Annotated in this window: 14 protein-coding genes; 3 read left to right on the forward strand and 11 right to left on the reverse strand. The window is 58.7% G+C overall.

All coding sequences use genetic code 11. The annotated features are described in order from the left end of the window. The 5 genes from DBR30_RS05435 to DBR30_RS05455 all read right to left on the reverse strand — a co-directional run. Positions 1-782 (reverse strand): vWA domain-containing protein (locus tag DBR30_RS05435; protein ID WP_146181360.1); only part of this gene is annotated, 782 nt, incomplete at its 3' end. Continuing rightward, complete coding sequence (locus tag DBR30_RS05440; protein ID WP_108541115.1) at positions 773-1,765, reverse strand: VWA domain-containing protein; 993 nt, start codon at positions 1,763-1,765, stop codon at positions 773-775. The genes DBR30_RS05440 and DBR30_RS05435, both read right to left, overlap by 10 nt. Beyond that, positions 1,762-2,301 carry a DUF4381 family protein gene (locus DBR30_RS05445; RefSeq protein ID WP_108541116.1) on the reverse strand — a complete coding sequence of 180 codons (540 nt, stop codon included), beginning with the start codon at positions 2,299-2,301 and terminating at the stop codon, positions 1,762-1,764. The genes DBR30_RS05440 and DBR30_RS05445 overlap by 4 nt, the downstream gene beginning before the upstream one ends. Next, a complete protein-coding gene (locus tag DBR30_RS05450) occupies positions 2,286-3,188 on the reverse strand; it encodes a DUF58 domain-containing protein (RefSeq protein ID WP_108588225.1) in 903 nt (300 codons plus the stop codon). Before DBR30_RS05450 ends, DBR30_RS05445 begins: the two co-directional genes overlap by 16 nt. Next, entirely contained in the window at positions 3,179-4,129 is a 951-nt protein-coding gene (locus tag DBR30_RS05455) for an AAA family ATPase (protein ID WP_108588226.1), read from the reverse strand. The genes DBR30_RS05450 and DBR30_RS05455 overlap by 10 nt, the downstream gene beginning before the upstream one ends. Positions 4,130-4,311: 182 nt before the next feature. Here DBR30_RS05455 and fadI point away from each other — a divergent pair, with 182 nt between their 5' ends. Together fadI and fadJ are read left to right on the forward strand one after the other, a co-directional pair. Then, positions 4,312-5,622 carry an acetyl-CoA C-acyltransferase FadI gene (gene fadI / locus DBR30_RS05460; RefSeq protein WP_108541413.1) on the forward strand — a complete coding sequence of 437 codons (1,311 nt, stop codon included), beginning with the start codon at positions 4,312-4,314 and terminating at the stop codon, positions 5,620-5,622. Further along, positions 5,622-7,769, forward strand: a complete 2,148-nt coding sequence (gene fadJ, locus DBR30_RS05465; protein WP_108541412.1) for a fatty acid oxidation complex subunit alpha FadJ — start codon at positions 5,622-5,624, stop codon at positions 7,767-7,769. The genes fadI and fadJ overlap by 1 nt, the downstream gene beginning before the upstream one ends. A gap of 161 nt (positions 7,770-7,930) precedes the next feature. Here the strand turns inward: fadJ and DBR30_RS05470 are convergent, their stop codons facing one another. The 4 genes from DBR30_RS05470 to DBR30_RS05485 all read right to left on the reverse strand — a co-directional run bounded on the left by DBR30_RS05470 (position 7,931) and on the right by DBR30_RS05485 (position 15,186). Beyond that, complete coding sequence (locus DBR30_RS05470) at positions 7,931-9,451, reverse strand: SpoVR family protein (protein ID WP_108541411.1); 1,521 nt, start codon at positions 9,449-9,451, stop codon at positions 7,931-7,933. Positions 9,452-9,460: 9 nt separating this feature from the next. Next, positions 9,461-10,732 (reverse strand): YeaH/YhbH family protein, encoded by a 1,272-nt coding sequence (locus DBR30_RS05475; RefSeq protein WP_005360363.1) that lies wholly within the window; start codon positions 10,730-10,732, stop codon positions 9,461-9,463. A 23-nt stretch (positions 10,733-10,755) separates the two neighbouring features. Continuing rightward, on the reverse strand, positions 10,756-12,678 hold the full coding sequence (locus DBR30_RS05480; RefSeq protein WP_005333223.1) for a PrkA family serine protein kinase: 1,923 nt from the start codon (positions 12,676-12,678) through the stop codon (positions 10,756-10,758). 591 nt (positions 12,679-13,269) lie between these two features. Then, positions 13,270-15,186: a RecQ family ATP-dependent DNA helicase gene (locus tag DBR30_RS05485; RefSeq protein WP_108541410.1), complete on the reverse strand. Its 1,917-nt coding sequence runs from the start codon at positions 15,184-15,186 to the stop codon at positions 13,270-13,272. Between the two features lie 356 nt (positions 15,187-15,542). Here DBR30_RS05485 and sstT point away from each other — a divergent pair, with 356 nt between their 5' ends. After that, on the forward strand, positions 15,543-16,793 hold the full coding sequence (sstT, locus tag DBR30_RS05490; protein WP_108541409.1) for a serine/threonine transporter SstT: 1,251 nt from the start codon (positions 15,543-15,545) through the stop codon (positions 16,791-16,793). A 571-nt stretch (positions 16,794-17,364) separates the two neighbouring features. Here the strand turns inward: sstT and DBR30_RS05495 are convergent. Both DBR30_RS05495 and DBR30_RS05500 read right to left on the reverse strand, forming a co-directional pair. Further along, positions 17,365-18,663 carry a serine/threonine transporter gene (locus DBR30_RS05495; RefSeq protein ID WP_108541408.1) on the reverse strand — a complete coding sequence of 433 codons (1,299 nt, stop codon included), beginning with the start codon at positions 18,661-18,663 and terminating at the stop codon, positions 17,365-17,367. Positions 18,664-18,879: 216 nt separating this feature from the next. Next, positions 18,880-19,356: CoA pyrophosphatase (locus tag DBR30_RS05500; protein ID WP_108588227.1), on the reverse strand; the 477-nt coding region annotated here is incomplete at its 5' end.

Consider the following 19,356-nt stretch of genomic DNA (forward strand, 5'->3'; position numbering starts at 1 on the left):
CCGCCGAGGCGATTGGCCAGTGCGGCAATGGCCTGACTATCGGGGGCGGGCAACTGCGCGGGCATGCGGGTGGCAAACCCCAACTCATTGGCCGGAATGGCGGGCATCGGGGCCGGTTGACCGCTGCTGGCAAGCAGAATATCGAGGCGTGCCGACTGGGTGTCGCGGCAAAGAAGGCGTTGCTGGCAGGGCCACAGGGCGGCGATTTTGGTCATCTGATTCTGGGTGAGGTCGTCGGTGATCAGCAGCAGACGCGCTTGTTCTCCAGGGGCCAGCTGCTTTATGGCAAGTTCCACCGCCCGTGCCGGGTTGCTGCCCTGCAGCGGCATGATATCGGGGCGCAAGTCGGGCAGTAGCAGCGAAAGGGCTTGATGATCCCGGGTTGGCGGCATGGCGAGGTAGGCATCGCCTGCGTAGAGGATCAGCGCAATGCGTTCGCCCTTGGCGCGGCTCAGCAGCTGCTGTAATTGCCATCTGACCCGGGTTGCCCGATCCGGTTTGAGATCGGTGGCGGTCATCGAGCGTGACAAGTCCAGTAGCCAGATATCGAGCGGTGCTGCAGGCTGCTGTTGCAGCTCACCGCGCAGTGCCGGTCCACTCAGGGCCAAAATCACGGGCAGGGTTGCCAGCCAGAGCCAGGGGCGCTGAGGACGGGATGCTGGCAGCAGATAAGCCTGCATCGCTGGTGCGAGCAGCGGGGGCCGGCGACGACGGTGCCACCCTTGCCAGAGCCAGGGGATGAGTGCGATCAGCCACAGGGGGCGGAGCAAGATCAGCTCCATCTGCGTGCACCTCGTGTCAGCCAGCTACGCACCATGCGAAACTCCAGCCTGCCGTGCCCTGACGGCAGAAGCAACAAGCCACAAAGCAGTGCCAACGGCCAGGGGTAGAGCTCGATCACCGGCTGGTACTGGGCAATCGGCATGGGGGCAGGTTCAAGGGCATTGAGAGTCGCGTTGATGGCATCGAGATCGCTTTGGGTTCGCGCCCTGAAATAGCGCCCCTGTCCTGTTTTTGCCAGCTCTTTCAGGAGCGGTTCGTCCAGTTCGCTGCTGGGATCGGCCTGACCGCTGCCCGCCTCATCGTAGGGTTGGATAAAGGTATCGGGATCGGCCCCGACCCCCAGCGTGTAGATCCGTATTCCCTGCGCTGCGGCGAGTTTGGCCTCCTGCAGTGGGTCGGCACTGCCTGCGGTATTGCGGCCATCAGTGACCAGCAGCAGGGCGGTGGGGCGACCCGGATCCCCATGCTGACGTGCCAGCTGGATGGCTTCGCCAAGGGCGGTGGTTCGGCCGACCAGATCAAAATCGAGCTCGTCGCTCAAGGTCAACAGCGCCGGGATCTCCTGAGTGAGGGGAGAGAGCAGGTAGGCGTGATCGGCAAATACGATGAGGCCCACCCTGTCTCCGGCCCGTTTGGCAATCAGCGCCTTGATCTGCTGGCGCACCGCCGTCAACCGAGCTTGCTGCTCGCCGTTATCGAGCATATCAGGGGTGCGCATGCTGTCTGACAGATCCACTGCCAGCAGCAGATCCCGACTCCCTTCATATTGGATCACCGGTTCCCCCCACCACTGGGGGCGGCAGAGGGTGAGAATAAGAGCGCACCAGAGCAGCATGGCCCGCCAGAGCGGCAATCCGGCCTGAGGGCGCAGCAGCGCAAACCCGGGATGAGCCAGATAACCGCGGCGCAGGGGCGGCAAGCCGAATCGCACCAGCAAGGGCAGCACCAGCGCCAGCGCAAACCATGGCCAGGCCAGGATCATGAATGCCTCCGTGCGGCTTTACGCCCCGAGCGGGGAGAGCGTTGCAAGAAGAGGGTCTGACCCCAGCGGCGATAATGTTGCCGAAGCTGTTCGCTCTGCTCGCTGCTCGGCTTCTGGCTGCCATAGAGCCAACTGCTCCAGTGAGACGAGAACTGGCTGAAATCGCTGCCGCCGTGACGATCGACGAAGGCGAGCCACGTCTCTCCCTGCAGCTGGCGCGCCTCGGGCCAGCGTTGCAGTGCTTCATGACGCAGGGCCTCCTGTATGCGTGCCACCAGCAGTGCCGGATCTCCCTCCAGCTGACGACACCAGTGGCGGTAACGTATCACCCTGCGGGCAATCAGGACGATCAGCAGCAGCAATAACCCTGTGACCAATAGCCACAGTAGCGCCTGCACCCTGGGGTCAAGACTCTGTTCAATCAGATCCGCCCCCGGGTGGATGTCTCGCATCAGGGCGGCCAGCTGCGGAGTGATGGCATCGGAGGCTGGGCTGGTAATGTCGACGTCGGTGGAGGAGTTCATCCCTGATGACATAACCCCTCCTGCCACTGCTGTTGCAGCGTCTGGCTGTTATCGAGCAGGTAGAGGCGCTGCACCAATGGCAACAGCAACTGCTTGCCGTAGGCCAGCTGCTGCTCGGCAGCTTGTCGGTAGCGGTGGGAGAAACCGGCATGGCCCCCATCCAGCCAGCCCTGATAGTGCTGCCCTGGCCGATCGATAGTCACTGGCAGCTGGCCGTCAGGGGGAAGGGCTGCCTCGAGGGGGTCGCGGATCTGCCAATAGTGAATATCGTGGCGGCGGGAGAGCAGTTGCAATTGCTGACAGAGCACAGACTCGCAGGGTCTGTGATCGGTGATGATCGTCAGCTTGGCACCGTGAGGCAGCTTCACGCCGGACAAGGTGTCGGCCAGCGAGTGAGAAATCGCCCGGCGGGCCAGCCCTTGCTGATAGTGATGGCAGAGGGATTCGAGCAGAGGCAGCACGCTGCCGCGCTGGCTCTGGTGATGGGGGATAAGCCCGTGGCAGATCAGGGTGTTGTGCTGCTTCTCCCCTTGCCAGATCAGGGCTGCTGCCAGCTCGCATCCCAGACGCGCCTTGAGCTGCAGCGTGGAGCCGAAATACATGGCGGGAGAGAGATCGAGCAGCAGCCAGTGCGCCTGATCGAGCTCCTCGCTATAGAGGCGGGTATAGGGACGACCGAGGCGCGCCGTCACTCGCCAGTCGATATGGCGTACCTCGTCACCAGCCTGATAGGCGCGCAGCTCCCGAAATGTGAGTCCGGGAGAGCGGCCCGGTTTGCCGCGTTCGCTGCTGCTTCGGCCTGTTATCGGCTTAGCTCTGGCATTGGCCCAGAGCCGGATATTGAGCAGCCGTGGCAGCGACAGGGCGATATCGGGATGCAGACCGGGTTCTAGGGGCATGGCACCTGATCCAGCAGTTGAGCGATCAGGATATCGTTATCCAGATTGTCGGCCAGTGCCTGATAGCTGGGGATAAGGCGGTGGCGCAGCACCGGATAGGCTTGCAGCTGGATATCTTCCGGCAGCACATAATCTCGTCCGGCAAGCCAGGCACGGGCACGGGCAGAGCGAGCCAGCCCCAACGTGGCGCGGGGGCTGGCCCCCACGGCAATCAATGGCTCAAGGGCAGGGCACAGGCCGCTGCCCGGGCGAGTGGCGCAGACCAACTCCACCAGATAGTGCTCCAGTCGGCTTTGCATGGTCACCGCCAGCACTTCGCTGCGAGCACGTTGCAAGCTGGTCTGACTCAAAGTCACTGGCGCCGCGCCAAGTTGTTCGCCGCTGGCGTTGAGCTGCAAGATGGCGAGCTCCATGGTGGGGCTCGGGTAATCCACCATCAGCTTGAGCAGAAAGCGGTCGAGCTGGGCCTCCGGCAGGGGATAGGTTCCCTCCTGCTCGATGGGATTCTGGGTGGCGGCGACCATAAAGAGAGGTGGCAGCCGCCAGCTCTTTTTGCCCACGGTTATCTGGTGTTCGGCCATGGCCTCCAGCAGCGCTGATTGCACCTTGGCCGGCGCCCGGTTGATCTCGTCTGCCAGCACCAGATGGTTGAAGAGGGGGCCTGGCTGGAAAACAAAACTGGCATCCTGCGGGTGAAACACCTCGCTACCGGTGAGATCGGCGGGAAGCAGGTCGGGGGTGAACTGGATACGGGCAAAGCGCCCTTCGACGGCGCCGGCGAGCGCCTTGACGGCGCGGGTTTTGGCCAGCCCAGGGTCCCCTTCGATTAACACATGTCCTTCACATAACAGGGCAATCAGGAGCCCTTCTATTAGCTCCTCCTGCCCCAGGACCTGACTGCCAAGATAGTCCCTAAGTGCTCTGAACTCGGCCGCTGCCATGCGATAAACCCGTTGTTTTTATGGAAGTTGATCTTTTTATACTCCAGTTGCTTCCCAAGGGCGAGCAAAGGGGCCTTGCCGCGCTTAATTTAGTTTCAATCAGCTGTATGAAACTTGTGATTGGATTGTTAAGATGTGGCGCAATGAGGTCAGACCTCTGCCTTTTAAACCAAGGAGCCAGGATGAAACAGCCATTGAAACTGACGACTCGCCAGGGCGAACGGATTGCCGTCGTGGCGGGGCTGCGTACCCCCTTTGCCAAGCAGGCTACCGCCTTTCATGGCGTGCCTGCAGTCGATCTCGGCAAACTGGTGGTGAGCGAGATGCTCGCCCGTACCGATCTCGATCCCAAGCTTATCGACCAGCTGGTGTTTGGTCAGGTGGTTCAGATGCCGGAAGCCCCCAATATTGCCCGCGAGATCGTGCTCGGTACCGGCATGAGCGTCAATACCGATGCCTATAGCGTCTCCCGCGCCTGCGCCACCAGTTTTCAGGCGGTGGCCAACGTCACCGAATCCATCATGGCCGGTACCGTAGACATCGCCATCGCCGGCGGTGCTGACTCCTCCTCCGTGTTGCCTATCGGGGTGAGCAAGAAGCTGGCTCGCGCCCTGGTGGATCTCAACAAGGCGCGCAATCTGCAGCAGCGCTTCAATATTCTGCGGACATTGAGGGTCAAGGATCTGCTGCCGGTGCCGCCTGCGGTGGCGGAATACTCCACTGGCCTCTCCATGGGGCAGACCGCCGAGCAGATGGCCAAGAGCCACCAGATCAGCCGCGAGGTGCAAGATGCGTTGGCTCATCGCTCCCACACCCTGGCCGCGCAGGCTTGGGCTGATGGCAAGCTCAGCGGCGAGGTGTTTACTGCCCATGTACCGCCTTACAAGTCACCGCTGGAGCGGGACAACAATATCCGTGAAAGCTCGGACTTGGCGAGCTACGCCAAGCTCAAGCCGGTGTTTGACCGGGTTCATGGCACAGTGACTGCGGCCAACGCCACGCCGCTGACCGATGGCGCCGCCGCAGTGTTGCTGATGCGCGAAGGTCGGGCGAAAGAGCTGGGCCTCGAGCCGCTTGGTTATATCCGCAGCTTCGCCTTCTCGGCCATTGATGTCTGGCAAGACATGCTGATGGGTCCTTCATATGCCACGCCGCTGGCGCTGGACAGAGCCGGCATCACGCTCAGCGATTTGACCCTGATCGACATGCACGAAGCCTTTGCCGCCCAGACTCTGGCCAACCTCAAGATGTTTGCCAGCCACGAGTTTGCCCGTGACAAGCTGGGCCGCGATCAGGCCATCGGCGAGGTGGACATGGAGAAGTTCAACGTCCTCGGTGGTTCGCTGGCCTATGGCCATCCCTTTGCCGCGACCGGTGCGCGGATGATCACCCAGACCCTGCACGAGCTGCGTCGTCGCGGCGGGGGACTGGGGCTCAACACCGCCTGTGCGGCGGGTGGATTGGGCGTGGCTATGGTGTTGGAGGTTGAATAATGAGCGCTAAGACTTTTTCCCTGGATGTTCGCAAAGATGGCATCGGCATCCTCACCATGGATGTGCCGGGCGAGAGCATGAATACTCTCAAGGCCGCCTTTGTCGAGGAGATCCGCTCCGTACTGGACGAGGTAAAACGCAACAAGGATTTGATCGGTCTGGTGATCACCTCCGGCAAGAAGGACTCCTTCATCGCTGGTGCTGATATCACCATGCTGGCCGCCTGCACCAGTGCCAAGGATGCCGAGACCCTGTCACGAGAAGGGCAGGAGATCTTTGCCGAGATCGAGGGGCTGACCATTCCGGTGATCGCCGCCATTCACGGCCCCTGCCTCGGAGGCGGGCTGGAGTTGGCGCTGGCCTGTCATGGTCGGGTGGTGACCGATCACGGCAAATCTGTGCTGGGATTGCCGGAAGTTCAGCTCGGTCTGCTGCCGGGTTCTGGCGGTACCCAGCGCCTGCCGCGCCTTATCGGGGTGGCCAAGGCGCTGGATCTGATGCTGACCGGTAAGCAGGTTCGGGCCAAACAGGCCAAGAAATTGGGGCTGGTGGACGATGTGGTGCCGCCGTCAATCTTGCTGGATGCTGCTATCAAGCTGGCCAAGAAGGGCAAACCGCGCCATCAGTTGAAACGGGATCTGCAGGGCAAGGTGCTGGAGACCAACAAACTGGGTCGCAAGGTGCTGTTCGATCAGGCCAGCAAGGGGGTGAAAGCCAAGACCCGCGGCAACTATCCGGCGCCGGAGCGGATCCTGGACGTAGTGCGCATCGGCGTGGAGGAGGGGATGAAGGCCGGTCTGGCCGCCGAATCCCGCCACTTTGGTGAGCTGGTGATGACTGCTGAGTCTGCCGCCCTGCGCTCCATCTTCTTTGCCACCACCGAGATGAAGAAAGAGGTTACCTATCAAGGGGCCGAGCCGCGCAAGGTGGCCCATGCCGCCGTGCTGGGCGGTGGTCTGATGGGCGGCGGCATCGCGTTCGTCACCGCCACCAAGGCGGGCGTACCGGTGCGGATCAAGGATGTGGCAAGCAGCGGGATCGGCAATGCCATGCGCTACAGCTATGACATTCTGGCCAAGAAGCTCAAACGCCGTCACATCCTGCGCAGCGAGCTTGAGAAACAGATGAGCCTGCTGACCGGCACCCTCGACTACTCCGGTTTCCACCGGGTCGACATGGTGGTGGAGGCGGTGTTTGAAGATCTCGCGCTCAAGCACCAGATGGTGAAGGATGTGGAGCGTGAGTGTGGTGAATACACAGTGTTTGCCTCCAACACCTCCTCCCTGCCCATCAACCAGATTGCAGCAGAGGCGGCGCATCCGGAGCGGATCGTGGGGCTGCACTACTTCAGCCCGGTGGACAAGATGCCGCTGGCGGAGATCATCCCCCACGCTGGCACCAGTGCCGAGACGGTCGCGACCACTTTGGCTTTTGCCCGTGCCCAGGGCAAAACCCCCATCGTGGTGAAGGACGAAGCCGGTTTCTACGTCAACCGCATCCTGGCGCCCTACATGAACGAGGCGGCAAGACTGGTGCTGGAAGGGGAGCCAGTGGAGGTGCTGGACAGCGCGCTGCTGGACTTTGGCTTCCCGGTTGGCCCCATCACCTTGCTCGATGAGGTGGGGATCGATGTGGGCGCCAAGATCTCCCCCATCCTCGAGAAAGAGCTGGGCGGCGAGCAGTTCCAGGCGCCCAAGGCGTTCGACAAACTGCTGCAAAATGATCGCAAGGGACGCAAGAACGGCAAGGGCTTCTATCTCTATGGCAAGGCAGCACCGCGCAACAAGCTGACTGGCAAAGAGGGCAAGAAGACGGTGGACGAGAGTGTCTATGGCGTGCTCGGCATCAAGCCGTCTGCCAAGCTAGCTCGTCAGGAGATCGCCGAGCGCTGCGTGTTGCTGATGCTCAACGAAGCGGCCATGGCGTTGGATAGCGGTGTGGTGGCCTCGGCCCGTGATGGCGATATCGGCGCCATCTTCGGTATCGGCTTCCCGCCATTCCTTGGCGGCCCGTTCCGCTACATGGACACGCTCGGGATTGATCATCTGGTTGGCCGTCTGGAGTATTACCTGAAGCGCCATGGCGATCGGTTTGCACCCTGTGCCCGTCTCAAGGCGATGGCCGCAGAGCAGCAGACCTTTTACTGATAACCACTAAAGAGTGACCGCAAGGCAAAGAGGCCCGCACCCCATGCGGGCCTCTTTCAATGTTGTGGTTTGTTCGGGTTGTGCTGCGATGATGCTGGTAGAGGCGAAAGCTGATAAAAAACGGCCCACCGAAGTGGGCCGTCGAGATATCGGGTCACGGGTCAGATCCCCGGTTTGCGCTCCGGGCAACGACCTATGATATCGGGCGGCAGCTCGCCGTTATCCTGCTCCAGCACTACATCAAACCCCCACAGCTGATGGAGGTGTTTGAGCACCTCATGGCGTGAGTCGCCAAGGGGTATGCGGTTGTGGGGCACATAGCGCAGGGTGAGGGAGCGATCCCCCTTCACGGCGACGTTGTACACCTGAATATTGGGTTCCAGATTGCTGAGGTTGTATTGGGCCGACAGGGTATTGCGCACCTGACGGTAACCCTCGTCATTGTGGATGGCGGAGACCTTCAGATAGTTCTTCAGATCATCGTCATCAATGGCGAACAGCTTCATGTCGCGCATTACCTTGGGACTCAGGAACTGGCTGATAAAGCTCTCGTCCTTGAAGTTCTGCATGGCAAAATGCAGTGTATCCACCCAGTTGCTGCCAGCGTAATCGGGGAACCAGTATCTGTCCTCCTCGGTCGGGTTCTCACAGATGCGGCGCAGGTCGGTAAACATGGCAAACCCCAGCGCATAGGGGTTGATCCCCGAGTAGTAGCGACTGTTGTAGGCCGGTTGATAGACCACGTTGGTGTGGCTGTGCAGCACCTCCATCATGAAGCGATCGCTCAGCTTGCCCTCGTCATAGAGGTGGTTGAGGATAGTGTAGTGCCAGAAGGTGGCCCACCCCTCGTTCATCACCTGGGTCTGCTTTTGCGGATAGAAATACTGGCTTATCTTGCGCACTATTCGCACCACTTCACGCTGCCAGGGCTCCAGCAGGGGGGCATTCTTCTCGATGAAATAGAGAATGTTCTCCTGGGGCTCGGCGGGGTAGCGCCTGTCTTCCACCCCAGCGGCTTTATGCTGCTTGGGCAGGGTTCGCCACAGCTCGTTGACCTGAGTCTGCAGATAGTCTTCCCGTGCCTTCTGACGCCGCTTCTCCTCGGCCATGGAGATCTTCTGGGGACGCTTGTAGCGATCCACCCCGAAGTTCATCAGGGCATGGCAGGAGTCGAGCAGCTGTTCCACCGCCTCGATGCCGTGCTTCTCTTCACACTCGGTGATGTATTTTTTGGCAAACAGCAGGTAGTCGATGATGGAAGAGGCATCGGTCCACGCCTTGAACAGGTAGTTGTTCTTGAAGAAGGAGTTGTGACCGTAGCAGGCGTGTGCCATCACCAGTGCCTGCATCGGCATTGTGTTCTCCTCCATCAGGTAGGCGATGCAGGGATCGGAATTGATGACGATCTCGTAGGCCAGCCCCATCTGGCCGCGCTTGTAGTTGCGCTCGGTATGGATAAAGCGCTTGCCGAACGACCAGTGCTGATAGCCGATAGGCATGCCGACGCTGGAGTAGGCATCCATCATTTGCTCGGCGGTGATCACCTCGATCTGGTTGGGGTAGGTGTCCAGCTTGTAGAAACGGGCGACCCGAGCGATCTCCTGGTGATAGGTCTCCAGCAGCTCGAAGTTCCAGTCTGGTCCGTCATCCAGTGGCGCTACACGTTTTTCTGTTTCGATCATGTGACCTCCTCACGCCGCTTGTTTCTTGAACAGCTCGCGGAACACCGGATAGATATCCTCGACCTTGCGAATGTGCTCCATCGCAAAGTGGGGGAACTGGCTGGCTACCGACTCATATTCGTGCCACAGGGTCTGGTGGGCACGGGTAGTGATCTCGATGTAGGAGTAGTACCGCACCCTTGGCATGATGTCCCGCGCCAGGATCTCCCTGCATTGCGGCGAGTCATCGGCCCAGTTGTCACCATCCGACGCCTGCGCCGCATAGATGTTCCACTGGTTGGCGGGGTAACGCTCGTTGATGATGTCATTCATCATCTTGAGGGCGCTGGAGACGATGGTGCCGCCGGTCTCCTGGGAGTAGAAGAACTCGTGTTCGTCCACCTCCTTGGCCTGGGTATGGTGGCGGATATAGACCACCTCGACGTTCTTGTAGGTCCGGCTCAGGAACAGATAGAGCAGGATATAGAAACGCTTGGCCATCTCCTTGGTGGCCTGATCCATGGAGCCCGAGACGTCCATCAGACAGAACATCACCGCCTGACTGGAAGGGACGGGCCGTTTGACGAAGTTGTTGAACTTGAGATCGAAGGTATCGATAAACGGCACCGCGTCGATCCGTCGTTTCAGCTCCCTGATCTCTTTCTCGAGCAGGGCGATTTCGGCAAAGTGTTCGTTGGGATCGGTAGCCAGCAGAGCCAGCCGATCTTCCAGTTCATGCAATTGGCGTTTCTTGCCTGCTTGCAGCGCCATGCGACGTGCCAGCGAATTTTGCAGGGAACGCACCACGTTGATGTTGGCAGGCACCCCGTTGGAGGTGTAGCCCGCACGGTAAGTTTTGACTTCCATCAGCTGATTGAGCTGGGTTTTCTGCAGCCTGGGCAGCTCCAGATCTTCAAACAGCAGATCGAGATACTCATCCTTGGAGATCTGGAACACGAAATCGTCCGCTCCTTCCCCCTGATTGGATGCTTGTCCCTCGCCGGAACCCTGTCCACCGCCCCCTCCTTTGGGGCGGTCAATCTTGTCGCCGGAGACGAACTGATCATTGCCGGGATGCACCATCTCCCGTTTACCGCCGTGCCCCTGATGAAAATGGGGCTCGCCGATATCCTTGGTCGGGATGCTGATGCTCTCGCCCTTGTCTACGTCCTGAATGCTGCGCTTGGAGACAGCATCCGAGACCGCTTGTTTTATCTGCTTCTTGTAGCGGCGAATGAAGCGCTGCCGATTGACAGCGCTTTTGTTTTTGCCGTTGAGCCTGCGGTCGATAAAATGCGCCATAACTCCCCCTTGAACAGTCAGGGTCAGGATGACTTGCGTACCCTGAGATACCATTCGGAGAGCAGTCGCACCTGTTTACGGGTGTAGCCTTTCTCCATCATCCGTTCGACAAAGTTATCGTGCTTCTTCTGCTCCTCGGCCGAGGTTTTGCTGTTGAAGGAGATAACCGGCAGCAGCTCTTCCGTGTTGGAGAACATCTTCTTCTCGATCACGGTGCGCAGCTTCTCGTAACTGGTCCAGTTGGGGTTACGGCCTGCATTGTTGGCCCGGGCACGCAGCACGAAGTTGACGATTTCGTTACGGAAATCTTTCGGGTTGCTGATCCCGGCGGGTTTTTCAATTTTCTCCAGCTCGCTGTTGAGCGAAGCCCGATCAAACAGCTGGCCGGTTTCGGGGTCACGGTACTCCTGATCCTGGATCCAGAAGTCGGCGTAGGTGACGTAGCGATCGAAGATGTTCTGACCGTACTCGGAGTAGGACTCGAGATAGGCGGTCTGGATCTCCTTGCCGATGAACTCCACATAGCGCGGGGTCAGATAGCCCTTGATGAACTCAAGGTAGCGATCGTGCAGCTCTTGCGGGAACTGCTCGCGCTCGATCTGCTGCTCCAGCACATAGAAGAGGTGTACTGGGTTGGCGGCCACTTCCGCGTGGTCGAAGTTGAAGACGCGGGAGAGGATCTTGAACGCAAAGCGGGTAGAGAGACCATTCATCCCTTCGTCTACCCCTGCGTAGTCGCGATACTCCTGATAGCTCTTCGCCTTGGGATCGGTGTCTTTCAGGCTTTCGCCATCATAGACCCGCATCTTGGAGTATATGCTGGAGTTCTCCGGCTCTTTCAGCCGTGACAGCACCGAGAACTGGCCCAGCAGCTCGAGGGTACCCGGGGCGCACTTGGCTTCGGTCAATTCGCTGTTGATCAGCAGCTTCTCGTAGATCTTCACCTCTTCCGAGACGCGCAGGCAGTAAGGCACCTTGACGATGTAGACCCGGTCGAGGAAGGCCTCGTTGTTTTTGTTGTTGCGGAACTGCTGCCACTCGGATTCGTTGGAGTGGGCCAGCAGAATGCCGTCAAAGGGGAGGGCGGAGAGCCCCTCGGTGCCGTTGTAGTTCCCCTCCTGAGTTGCTGTCAGCAGCGGGTGCAGCACCTTGATGGGTGCCTTGAACATCTCCACAAACTCCATCACACCCTGGTTCGCTTTACACAGCGCACCCGAGTAGGAGTAAGCATCGGCATCATCCTGGGCGAAGTGCTCCAGCATGCGGATGTCGACCTTGCCGACCAGTGAGGAGATATCCTGGTTGTTGTCATCACCCGGTTCCGTTTTGGCGATGGCAATCTGATCGAGGATGGAGGGGTTGACCTTCTCCACCTTGAACTTGGTGATGTCGCCTCCAAACTCGTGCAGGCGTTTTGCCACCCAGGGGGACATGATGGGACGCAGGTAACGGCGCGGGATGCCGTACTCTTTTTCCAGGATCTCCCCATCCTCTTCGATGTCGAACAGGCAGAAGGGGTGATCGTTGACCGGTGAGCCCTTGATGCGATAAATGGGCACCTTCTGCATCAGGGATTTGAGTTTCTCTGCCAGCGAGGATTTACCGCCGCCAACGGGGCCCAGCAGATAGAGGATCTGTTTCTTCTCCTCCAACCCTTGGGCGGAGTGTTTGAGATAGGAGACGATCTGTTCGATGGCCTCTTCCATCCCGTAGAAATCCTTGAAGGCGGGATAGCGTGCCACGACGCGGTTGGAGAAGAGTCGGCTCAGTCTGGGGTTGGCTGAGGTGTCTACCATCTCCGGCTCACCGATGGCGGTCAGCAGACGTTCGGCTGCGGAGGCGTAGCAGGCTTTGTCCTGCTTACACATATCCAGGAACTCCTGGATGGTATATTCCTCTTCTCTCGCTTTTTCATATCGCTGTTGGTAATGCTCGAATATGCCCATAACTTTGCCCTCGTTATAGTCGCTTACCCTGAAAAAAGTGGATGACTGCTTTTGTGTTGTGCGCTTTTAAAGCCTAGTCAACAGACTCCAGTAATCCATCACGGTTGATAGGTTAAATTCTGAAGAAACCTGCCCGATCCTTGTGCGGGGAGGGTCAGTCAACAACACCGCTATGTTACTGACTGTTAAATTATTTTTGCCACGATAGTGAGGTAAATGTCAAAGACATAAAAAATAAATGTTTATGGGAAAGAGGGAACTTATTGCGAAAAGATTAAGGGGTTTGACGAAAGGCAATGGGGCTGCGGGTTGGCGGGGTTATGGATGAGAATGTCATTACGTGAACGTCAACGTAAATCACTTTGTTTGGAGTTTTGGCTCTAATTTTTACATTGACGCTACATATTGAGTGCCCTAGATTGGCGATGTGTGAGCAGCAAGACGCTTTAGCAAGAGAGTTGACTGTTGCCTCACCAAGCTCTGTTTAAGCACGTTTCCGTTGGCTTGACCCTCGCAACCGCGAGGGTCTTCTTTTTCTGTGTCTGTAAACGCTTGTTTCTGCTGGTGGCTATTGAAGCCGCCAGCACTCATCTAGCAAGGGTAGGTTTGTTGCACGGCCGCCAGGACGCGGGCAAACGGGTGGGCGGCCAGTTGGCCTGCGCCCGCTAGCGATTTGGCTTTGACCCGGCTGGTCAGCGGTGTGGTGATGCCGCACAGGAAACGGGCCAGAACACGAGCATCCACCGAACCTGTCTTGGCAATCAGCGGATCGCACCAGGCGCGGATCCCCGCCTCGTTTGGCATGGTCAGTGAGGGTAGGGGCGGGAGATGTGCCACCTCGCTGCGACAAACCGAACAGTGGCCACAATGAACCGGTGCAGCTCCATCTGCGAAATAGCGGGCGAGGCGGTGGCTCAGGCACTCACTTGAGGTGAAAAAGTCGAGCATGGCTTGCAGTCTGGCCAGCTCACTCTGTTCTTTTTGCAGGAACAGGGCGTGCAGGGCTTTTGCTTCCTGCTCGTTATCCCATTCCTGACGGGTGATCCGGTAGACCTCGGTCATCTGTTTGCTTTCAAGCTCGATCCAGCCTTGCTGTTGCAGGTAGTCGAGCGCCGCAACGGCCCGCTGTCGCTCTCCCTGATAGCCCTGCCAGAGGGCGTCAAAGTCCATGGTGCACCAGCTGCGCGCTTGCGGGGCGCAGGCGAACAGTTGCTCCAGAAACTGGCGACGATCCGGATTGAAGCGAGTCACTATCTCGTCTTTATCCAGCACAAACTTGAAGCGGTAGTCGGCGTAGTAGCTGTAGGCCGGGGTGATGATGCCAGCCATCTCCAGATAGACCAGCAGGGTTTTAAGGGGCAACTGGCGGATATTGGTGTCGTTGGAGAGGCGCAGCAGAGTGAATTCCCACTCGCTCCCGCTCTGCTTGATGAGGGCAAGTAGCTGGAGGATGGCACTCAAATCCGGCGTATCGCCGTAGACGAAATTCTCCAGCACCGGCAGCTGGCTCTGGTTGGCCAGCACGATACAGCGTGATGGTTGGCCATCCCGCCCGGCGCGGCCAATCTCCTGGCTGTAGTTCTCGATGGATTTGGGCAGATCGTAGTGAATGACCCGCCGAATATCCGCTTTGTCGATCCCCATGCCAAAGGCGATGGTGGCGACGATGCAAGCCACCTTGCCAGCCATGAAGTCGTGCTGGATCTGGCTGCGCAGCGCCGAGTCGAGTCCGGCATGGTAGGCGCGGGCGTTGATCCCCTGTCGAATGAGCTGCTCGGCGCAGGCTTCGGCGGTGTGCTGCAAGGTGACGTAGACGATGGTGGGGGCCGCCGGCTCTTGCGTTAGCGTTCGTCCGAGCCAGCCGTCCCGCGCGTCGGGCGCCAGGGGGATAACCGCCAGATCAAGATTGGAACGGTAGAAACCGGTGACTACAACTCCTTCAGGCTCGATGCCGAATTTGGTCTGCATATCCTGAATAACCGCTGGTGTGGCGGTAGCGGTCAGCAGCAACACCTGCGGGATCTTCAGGTCATGGCGGTAGCTCGGCAGCTTGAGGTAGTCGGGGCGAAAGTTGTGGCCCCACTCCGAGATGCAGTGCGCCTCATCGACGACCAGCAGCGAGAGCGGCACTTGTTCGATGAAGCGGCGAAAACGCTCGTTCTTGAGCCGCTCCACCGAGATCATCAGGATCTTGAGCTGCCCATCCAGCGCTTGCTGCATCACTCTGCGGCTCTCTTCCGGACTTTGGCTCGAGTCGAGGGTGGCGGCGCTTATTCCCTTGCTTTTGAGGAAGGCGAGCTGATCGTGCATCAGCGCCAGCAGCGGCGAGATCACCAGGGTCAGGTGGGGCAGGGCGAGGGCGGGCAGCTGATAGCAGAGGGACTTGCCGGAGCCGGTGGGGAAGATGGCGGCGGCACTCTGGCCAGCCAGCACCCGGCTGATCACCGCCTCCTGGCCTGGCCTGAGTGTGGAGAAACCAAAGTATTGGTTGAGCAGGGATGGGATCATGGCAAGGCTCCGCGGCAAAAGGGGGGATGATAGCACAGCGACGCCGGTCACGGATGACACAGGAATGGTTGCCAAGTCGAGAGCAGAGAGTGCCGATAAAACGTACAAAAATGGGTGGTTGCGCTGCTGTTGAGATTTTGTTGCAGTTTTTTGTGATATAAACGGGATATTTTTTGGTGAGTCTCTGGAAAAAAAAGATGGCGAATGGGATATTCCGTCATGCAATCCGGTGACTGGCGGATCGGCCCGACAGAAGGCTGGCCACAGACACCACATTCGGGCGACAGGGGTCTCCCGATGAGTGGTTGCAGACAGGACTCATGATTCATGCACTACGGTGCTTAGGGACTTTTTTGATGACACAACAACACCCCCTCCTTCGGCTGGTCAATAGCACCAGTCTGGTCAGCCAGATCCTGGTTGGTCTGGTTTTCGGTATCTTGCTGGCGATGTTTGCCCCCGAGTGGGCGAAAACGGCTGGTCTGCTCGGCAGTCTGTTCGTTGGCGCACTGAAAGCGGTGGCGCCGCTGCTGGTATTCGTACTGGTCATGGCGGCCATCATCGGTCACAAGCAGGGTCAGAAGACCAACATGCGACCGATCCTGCTGCTCTATCTGTTTGGCACCTTCTCTGCGGCCGTGGTCGCAGTGGTCGCCAGCTTCCTGTTCCCCTCCAACCTCCATTTGGTCGCCAACACCGCCGAGATCACCCCGCCGGGCGGGATCACCGAGGTGCTGCAGACCCTGCTGTTCAACGTGGTGACCAACCCGGTCAAGGCGCTGATGGATGCCAACTATATCGGGATCCTGGCGTGGGCCATTGGTCTGGGTATCGCCATGCGCCATGCCAACGAGAGCACCAAGGTGCTGATCACCGATCTCTCTCACGGTGTCTCCACCATAGTGAAAGCGGTGATCCGCTGCGCCCCGCTCGGTATTCTGGGGCTGGTGGCCTCGACCCTGGCCGAGACCGGCTTCGACGCCCTGTTTGGCTATGCCCAACTGCTGGTGGTGCTGATCGGCTGCATGCTGTTTATTGCTTTCGTGGTCAACCCGCTGATCGTGTTCTGGAAGATCAAGCGCAACCCCTATCCGCTGGTGCTGACCTGCCTCAAAGATAGCGGCGTGACCGCCTTCTTTACCCGCAGCTCTGCCGCCAACATTCCGGTCAACATGGCGCTGTGTGAAAAACTGCGTCTGCCGGAAGATACCTATGCGGTCTCCATCCCGCTGGGTGCCACCATCAATATGGCGGGGGCGGCCATCACCATCACAGTACTCTCCATGGCGGCGGTACATACCTTGGGGATGGAAGTGGATCTGGCAACGGCCGTGCTGCTCTCCGTGGTTGCCACCATCAGTGCCTGTGGCGCGTCCGGTGTAGCCGGTGGCTCTTTGCTGCTGATCCCGCTGGCGTGCAGCCTGTTTGGTATCGGCAACGACATCGCCATGCAGGTAGTGGCCGTCGGCTTTATCATCGGCGTGCTGCAGGATTCTGCCGAGACAGCCCTTAACAGCTCCACCGATGTGCTGTTCACCGCTGCGGCTTGCATGGCCGAAGATGAAACCCTGCTGGAACCTGCCGCGCTGCCCAGCAGCGAGGCGTGAGCCGGTAGCGGTTTACATCACGATAATATTGCGCCCTCTTCGGAGGGCGTTTTTTATGAGCCAATGTCGTCATCACTGCTTGAGCCGGTCGCAAGTTCATTGGCTGATGTTTGATATATCTGGCGGTGTTGGTATCGCTCACCGCTTGTTATCCAGCCCTCATGTTAGATAGTTCCCTTGCGCTGGTGGCAGTTCCTCTCTGTGTGTCTCTGGTCTATTTGTCTCCGGTCTATTCGATAGCAGCAGTTCGATCCTGCCGTTTCCCTTGTCTGGATACACGCCAGTCTCTCTCTGCAAAAGATGGGGAGGGCAACAGCATTAGCCGTTGCATACCCGTCACCTTGAAAAGACCTCTGGGCGATGCAAAGGTTGGATATTTCGCAGGGGCGTATCGACGTGGTGTGGGGTGACAGAGTGCGCATTTATTCCATACCGGTTGCTGGTCAAGGTCGCGCGGGCGCCATGACGAGTCCGGGTGACCAGCAGATGGGGTGGTAGAGGATGTGCAGAGATAAAAAAAGCCAGCCGAATGTTCGGCTGGCTTTTTTGCTATCAGAGCAGGTCGCGGAGATTAACCAACCAGCTGATAGAGGATGGCAGAGATGGCGATCATCCCCATGGTCGCAACGAAGGCGTTGCTGATATGGCCCTGATACTTCGCCATGGCCGGTACGCGCTTGATGGCGTACATCGGCATGATGAACAGGATGGTGGCGATAATCGGGCCGCCCAAGGATTCAATCATGCCCAGGATGGAGGGGTTAGCCACGGCGGTGCCCCACAGGGTCAGGATGAAGAAGGCGATAATGAACATCTCGACTTTCTTGGCGTTCGGCTCTTTGCCGGACTTGCGCATGTTCTGCACGATCATCCCTTTCAGACCTTCACGGGCACCCAGATAGTGGCCGAAGAAGGAGGAGACGATGGCGACGAACGCAACCAGCGGACCGAAGTAGGAGATGATGGGGCTGGCATGCTGGTTGGCCAGATAGGAGAGCACGGCGATGTTCTGAGCCTTGGCTTCCGCCAGCTGGGCCGGTGTCAGGCTCATGACGCAGGAGAAGACGAAGAACATCACGAAGCCCAGCAGCACCATGGCGGTACGCTTGAGGATGGCATCGGCTTTCTCGACCGCCTGATCACCGTGGTCGCGGCGCTGGGCAAGGGAGAAGCTGGAGATGGCCGGGCTGTGGTTGAAGGAGAAGACCAGTACCGGAATGGTCAGCCACAGGGTAGTGGCGAAATCCTTGGCAGAGGGCACTTGCTCCAGCGCGGCACCGGTCCAGTCCGGAATGAGGTACAAAGAGATACCGGCCAGAATGGCGATCAGCGGATAAACCAGCAGCTCGGTCACTTTCAGCATCAGCTTTTCACCGGCCAGCATCACCGACATCATGCCCATGATCAGCACGATGGAGAGGATCCAGCGCGGCGGAGCACTCATCTGCAGCTGGTTGACCATGAAGCTTTCCACGGTGTTGGTGATACCCACGCCGTAGATCAGCACGATGGGGTAGATGGCGAAGAAGTAGAGCAGGGTGATTAATTTACCGGCACCCACGCCAAAGTGTTCTTCCACCACTTCGGTGATGTCTGCGTTTGGCTTTTTGGAGGAAAGGACGAAGCGGGCCAGACCACGGTGGGCCAGATAGGTCATGGGACCTACCAGCAGCGCCATGACGACCAGCGGCCAGAACCCGCCCATACCCGCGTTGATCGGCAGGAACAGGATACCCGCACCAACCGCGGTCCCGAACAGACTGATGACCCAGGTAGAGTCGCGTTTTTCCCAACGAGTGGTTTGAGTAGAGCTGATCCCTTGCTCTGTTGACGCCGCAACTCCCTGCGTGCCAGTGACTGTGTTTGACATCTATCTCACCCCGAATGTGTGGTTCTTATTAAGTCGGCGCAAGGATACGGTTTTTCTAATCAAAAATGTTGATCAAATTCATCTTTACGGCACGAAAAACCGCACTTTCTTATGGAAATGTGATCAAAACAAGAAAAATTCAATTATTGTTTATCAATTGTCACGTTATTTTAGTGTTAATGATTAAATCTCGCTCAGTCAAATGTAGGTAAATTGTTATCTGGCGAGATGCTGGGCTAGCTGGTTAATCATGCTGGCGGTAGCCCCCCAGATAAAGTGCTGTTGCCAGGGGATCCAGTAGATGGTGTGTGCTTTCCCCCCTCTGGAAAGGGTCAGGGGGATGTGGTTGCGCCGATCCAGCAGATGGGTCAGCGGCACTTCGAAGGCGTGATCCACCTCATCCGGACTCAGGATAAGGGGATAGTTGTCATCGAGCAGCCCCAGCACCGGCAGTACCTCGAATCGTGACACCGTATTGAGCGGGTTGAGGGTGCCGATCACTTCGATCAGCCGGGCCGGAATGCCGAGCTCCTCTTCGGTCTCCCGCAGCGCCGTGGCAATGAGGTTTTCGTCGCCGGGATCCTGTCGCCCGCCGGGGAAGCTGATCTGCCCCCCATGATGACGCAGCCGTGGGCTGCGCCGGGTCAATAACACGCTGAGCCCCTCATCGCGCATCACCACCGGGATCAACAC

It is taken from the genome of Aeromonas sp. HMWF017 (assembly GCF_003061465.1).
GTDB lineage: Bacteria > Pseudomonadota > Gammaproteobacteria > Enterobacterales > Aeromonadaceae > Aeromonas > Aeromonas veronii.

Excerpts from the sequence above, each read along its gene's own strand:
- DBR30_RS05440 (WP_108541115.1), bottom strand. The coding sequence starts at position 1,765 with ATGATCCTGGCCTGGCCATGGTTTGCGCTGGCGCTGGTGCTGCCCTTG.
- DBR30_RS05445 (WP_108541116.1), bottom strand. The coding sequence starts at position 2,301 with ATGTCATCAGGGATGAACTCCTCCACCGACGTCGACATTACCAGCCCA.
- DBR30_RS05450 (WP_108588225.1), bottom strand. The coding sequence starts at position 3,188 with ATGCCCCTAGAACCCGGTCTGCATCCCGATATCGCCCTGTCGCTGCCA.
- DBR30_RS05455 (WP_108588226.1), bottom strand. The coding sequence starts at position 4,129 with ATGGCAGCGGCCGAGTTCAGAGCACTTAGGGACTATCTTGGCAGTCAG.
- fadI (WP_108541413.1), top strand. The coding sequence starts at position 4,312 with ATGAAACAGCCATTGAAACTGACGACTCGCCAGGGCGAACGGATTGCC.
- fadJ (WP_108541412.1), top strand. The coding sequence starts at position 5,622 with ATGAGCGCTAAGACTTTTTCCCTGGATGTTCGCAAAGATGGCATCGGC.
- DBR30_RS05470 (WP_108541411.1), bottom strand. The coding sequence starts at position 9,451 with ATGATCGAAACAGAAAAACGTGTAGCGCCACTGGATGACGGACCAGAC.
- DBR30_RS05475 (WP_005360363.1), bottom strand. The coding sequence starts at position 10,732 with ATGGCGCATTTTATCGACCGCAGGCTCAACGGCAAAAACAAAAGCGCT.
- DBR30_RS05480 (WP_005333223.1), bottom strand. The coding sequence starts at position 12,678 with ATGGGCATATTCGAGCATTACCAACAGCGATATGAAAAAGCGAGAGAA.
- DBR30_RS05485 (WP_108541410.1), bottom strand. The coding sequence starts at position 15,186 with ATGATCCCATCCCTGCTCAACCAATACTTTGGTTTCTCCACACTCAGG.
- sstT (WP_108541409.1), top strand. The coding sequence starts at position 15,543 with ATGACACAACAACACCCCCTCCTTCGGCTGGTCAATAGCACCAGTCTG.
- DBR30_RS05495 (WP_108541408.1), bottom strand. The coding sequence starts at position 18,663 with ATGTCAAACACAGTCACTGGCACGCAGGGAGTTGCGGCGTCAACAGAG.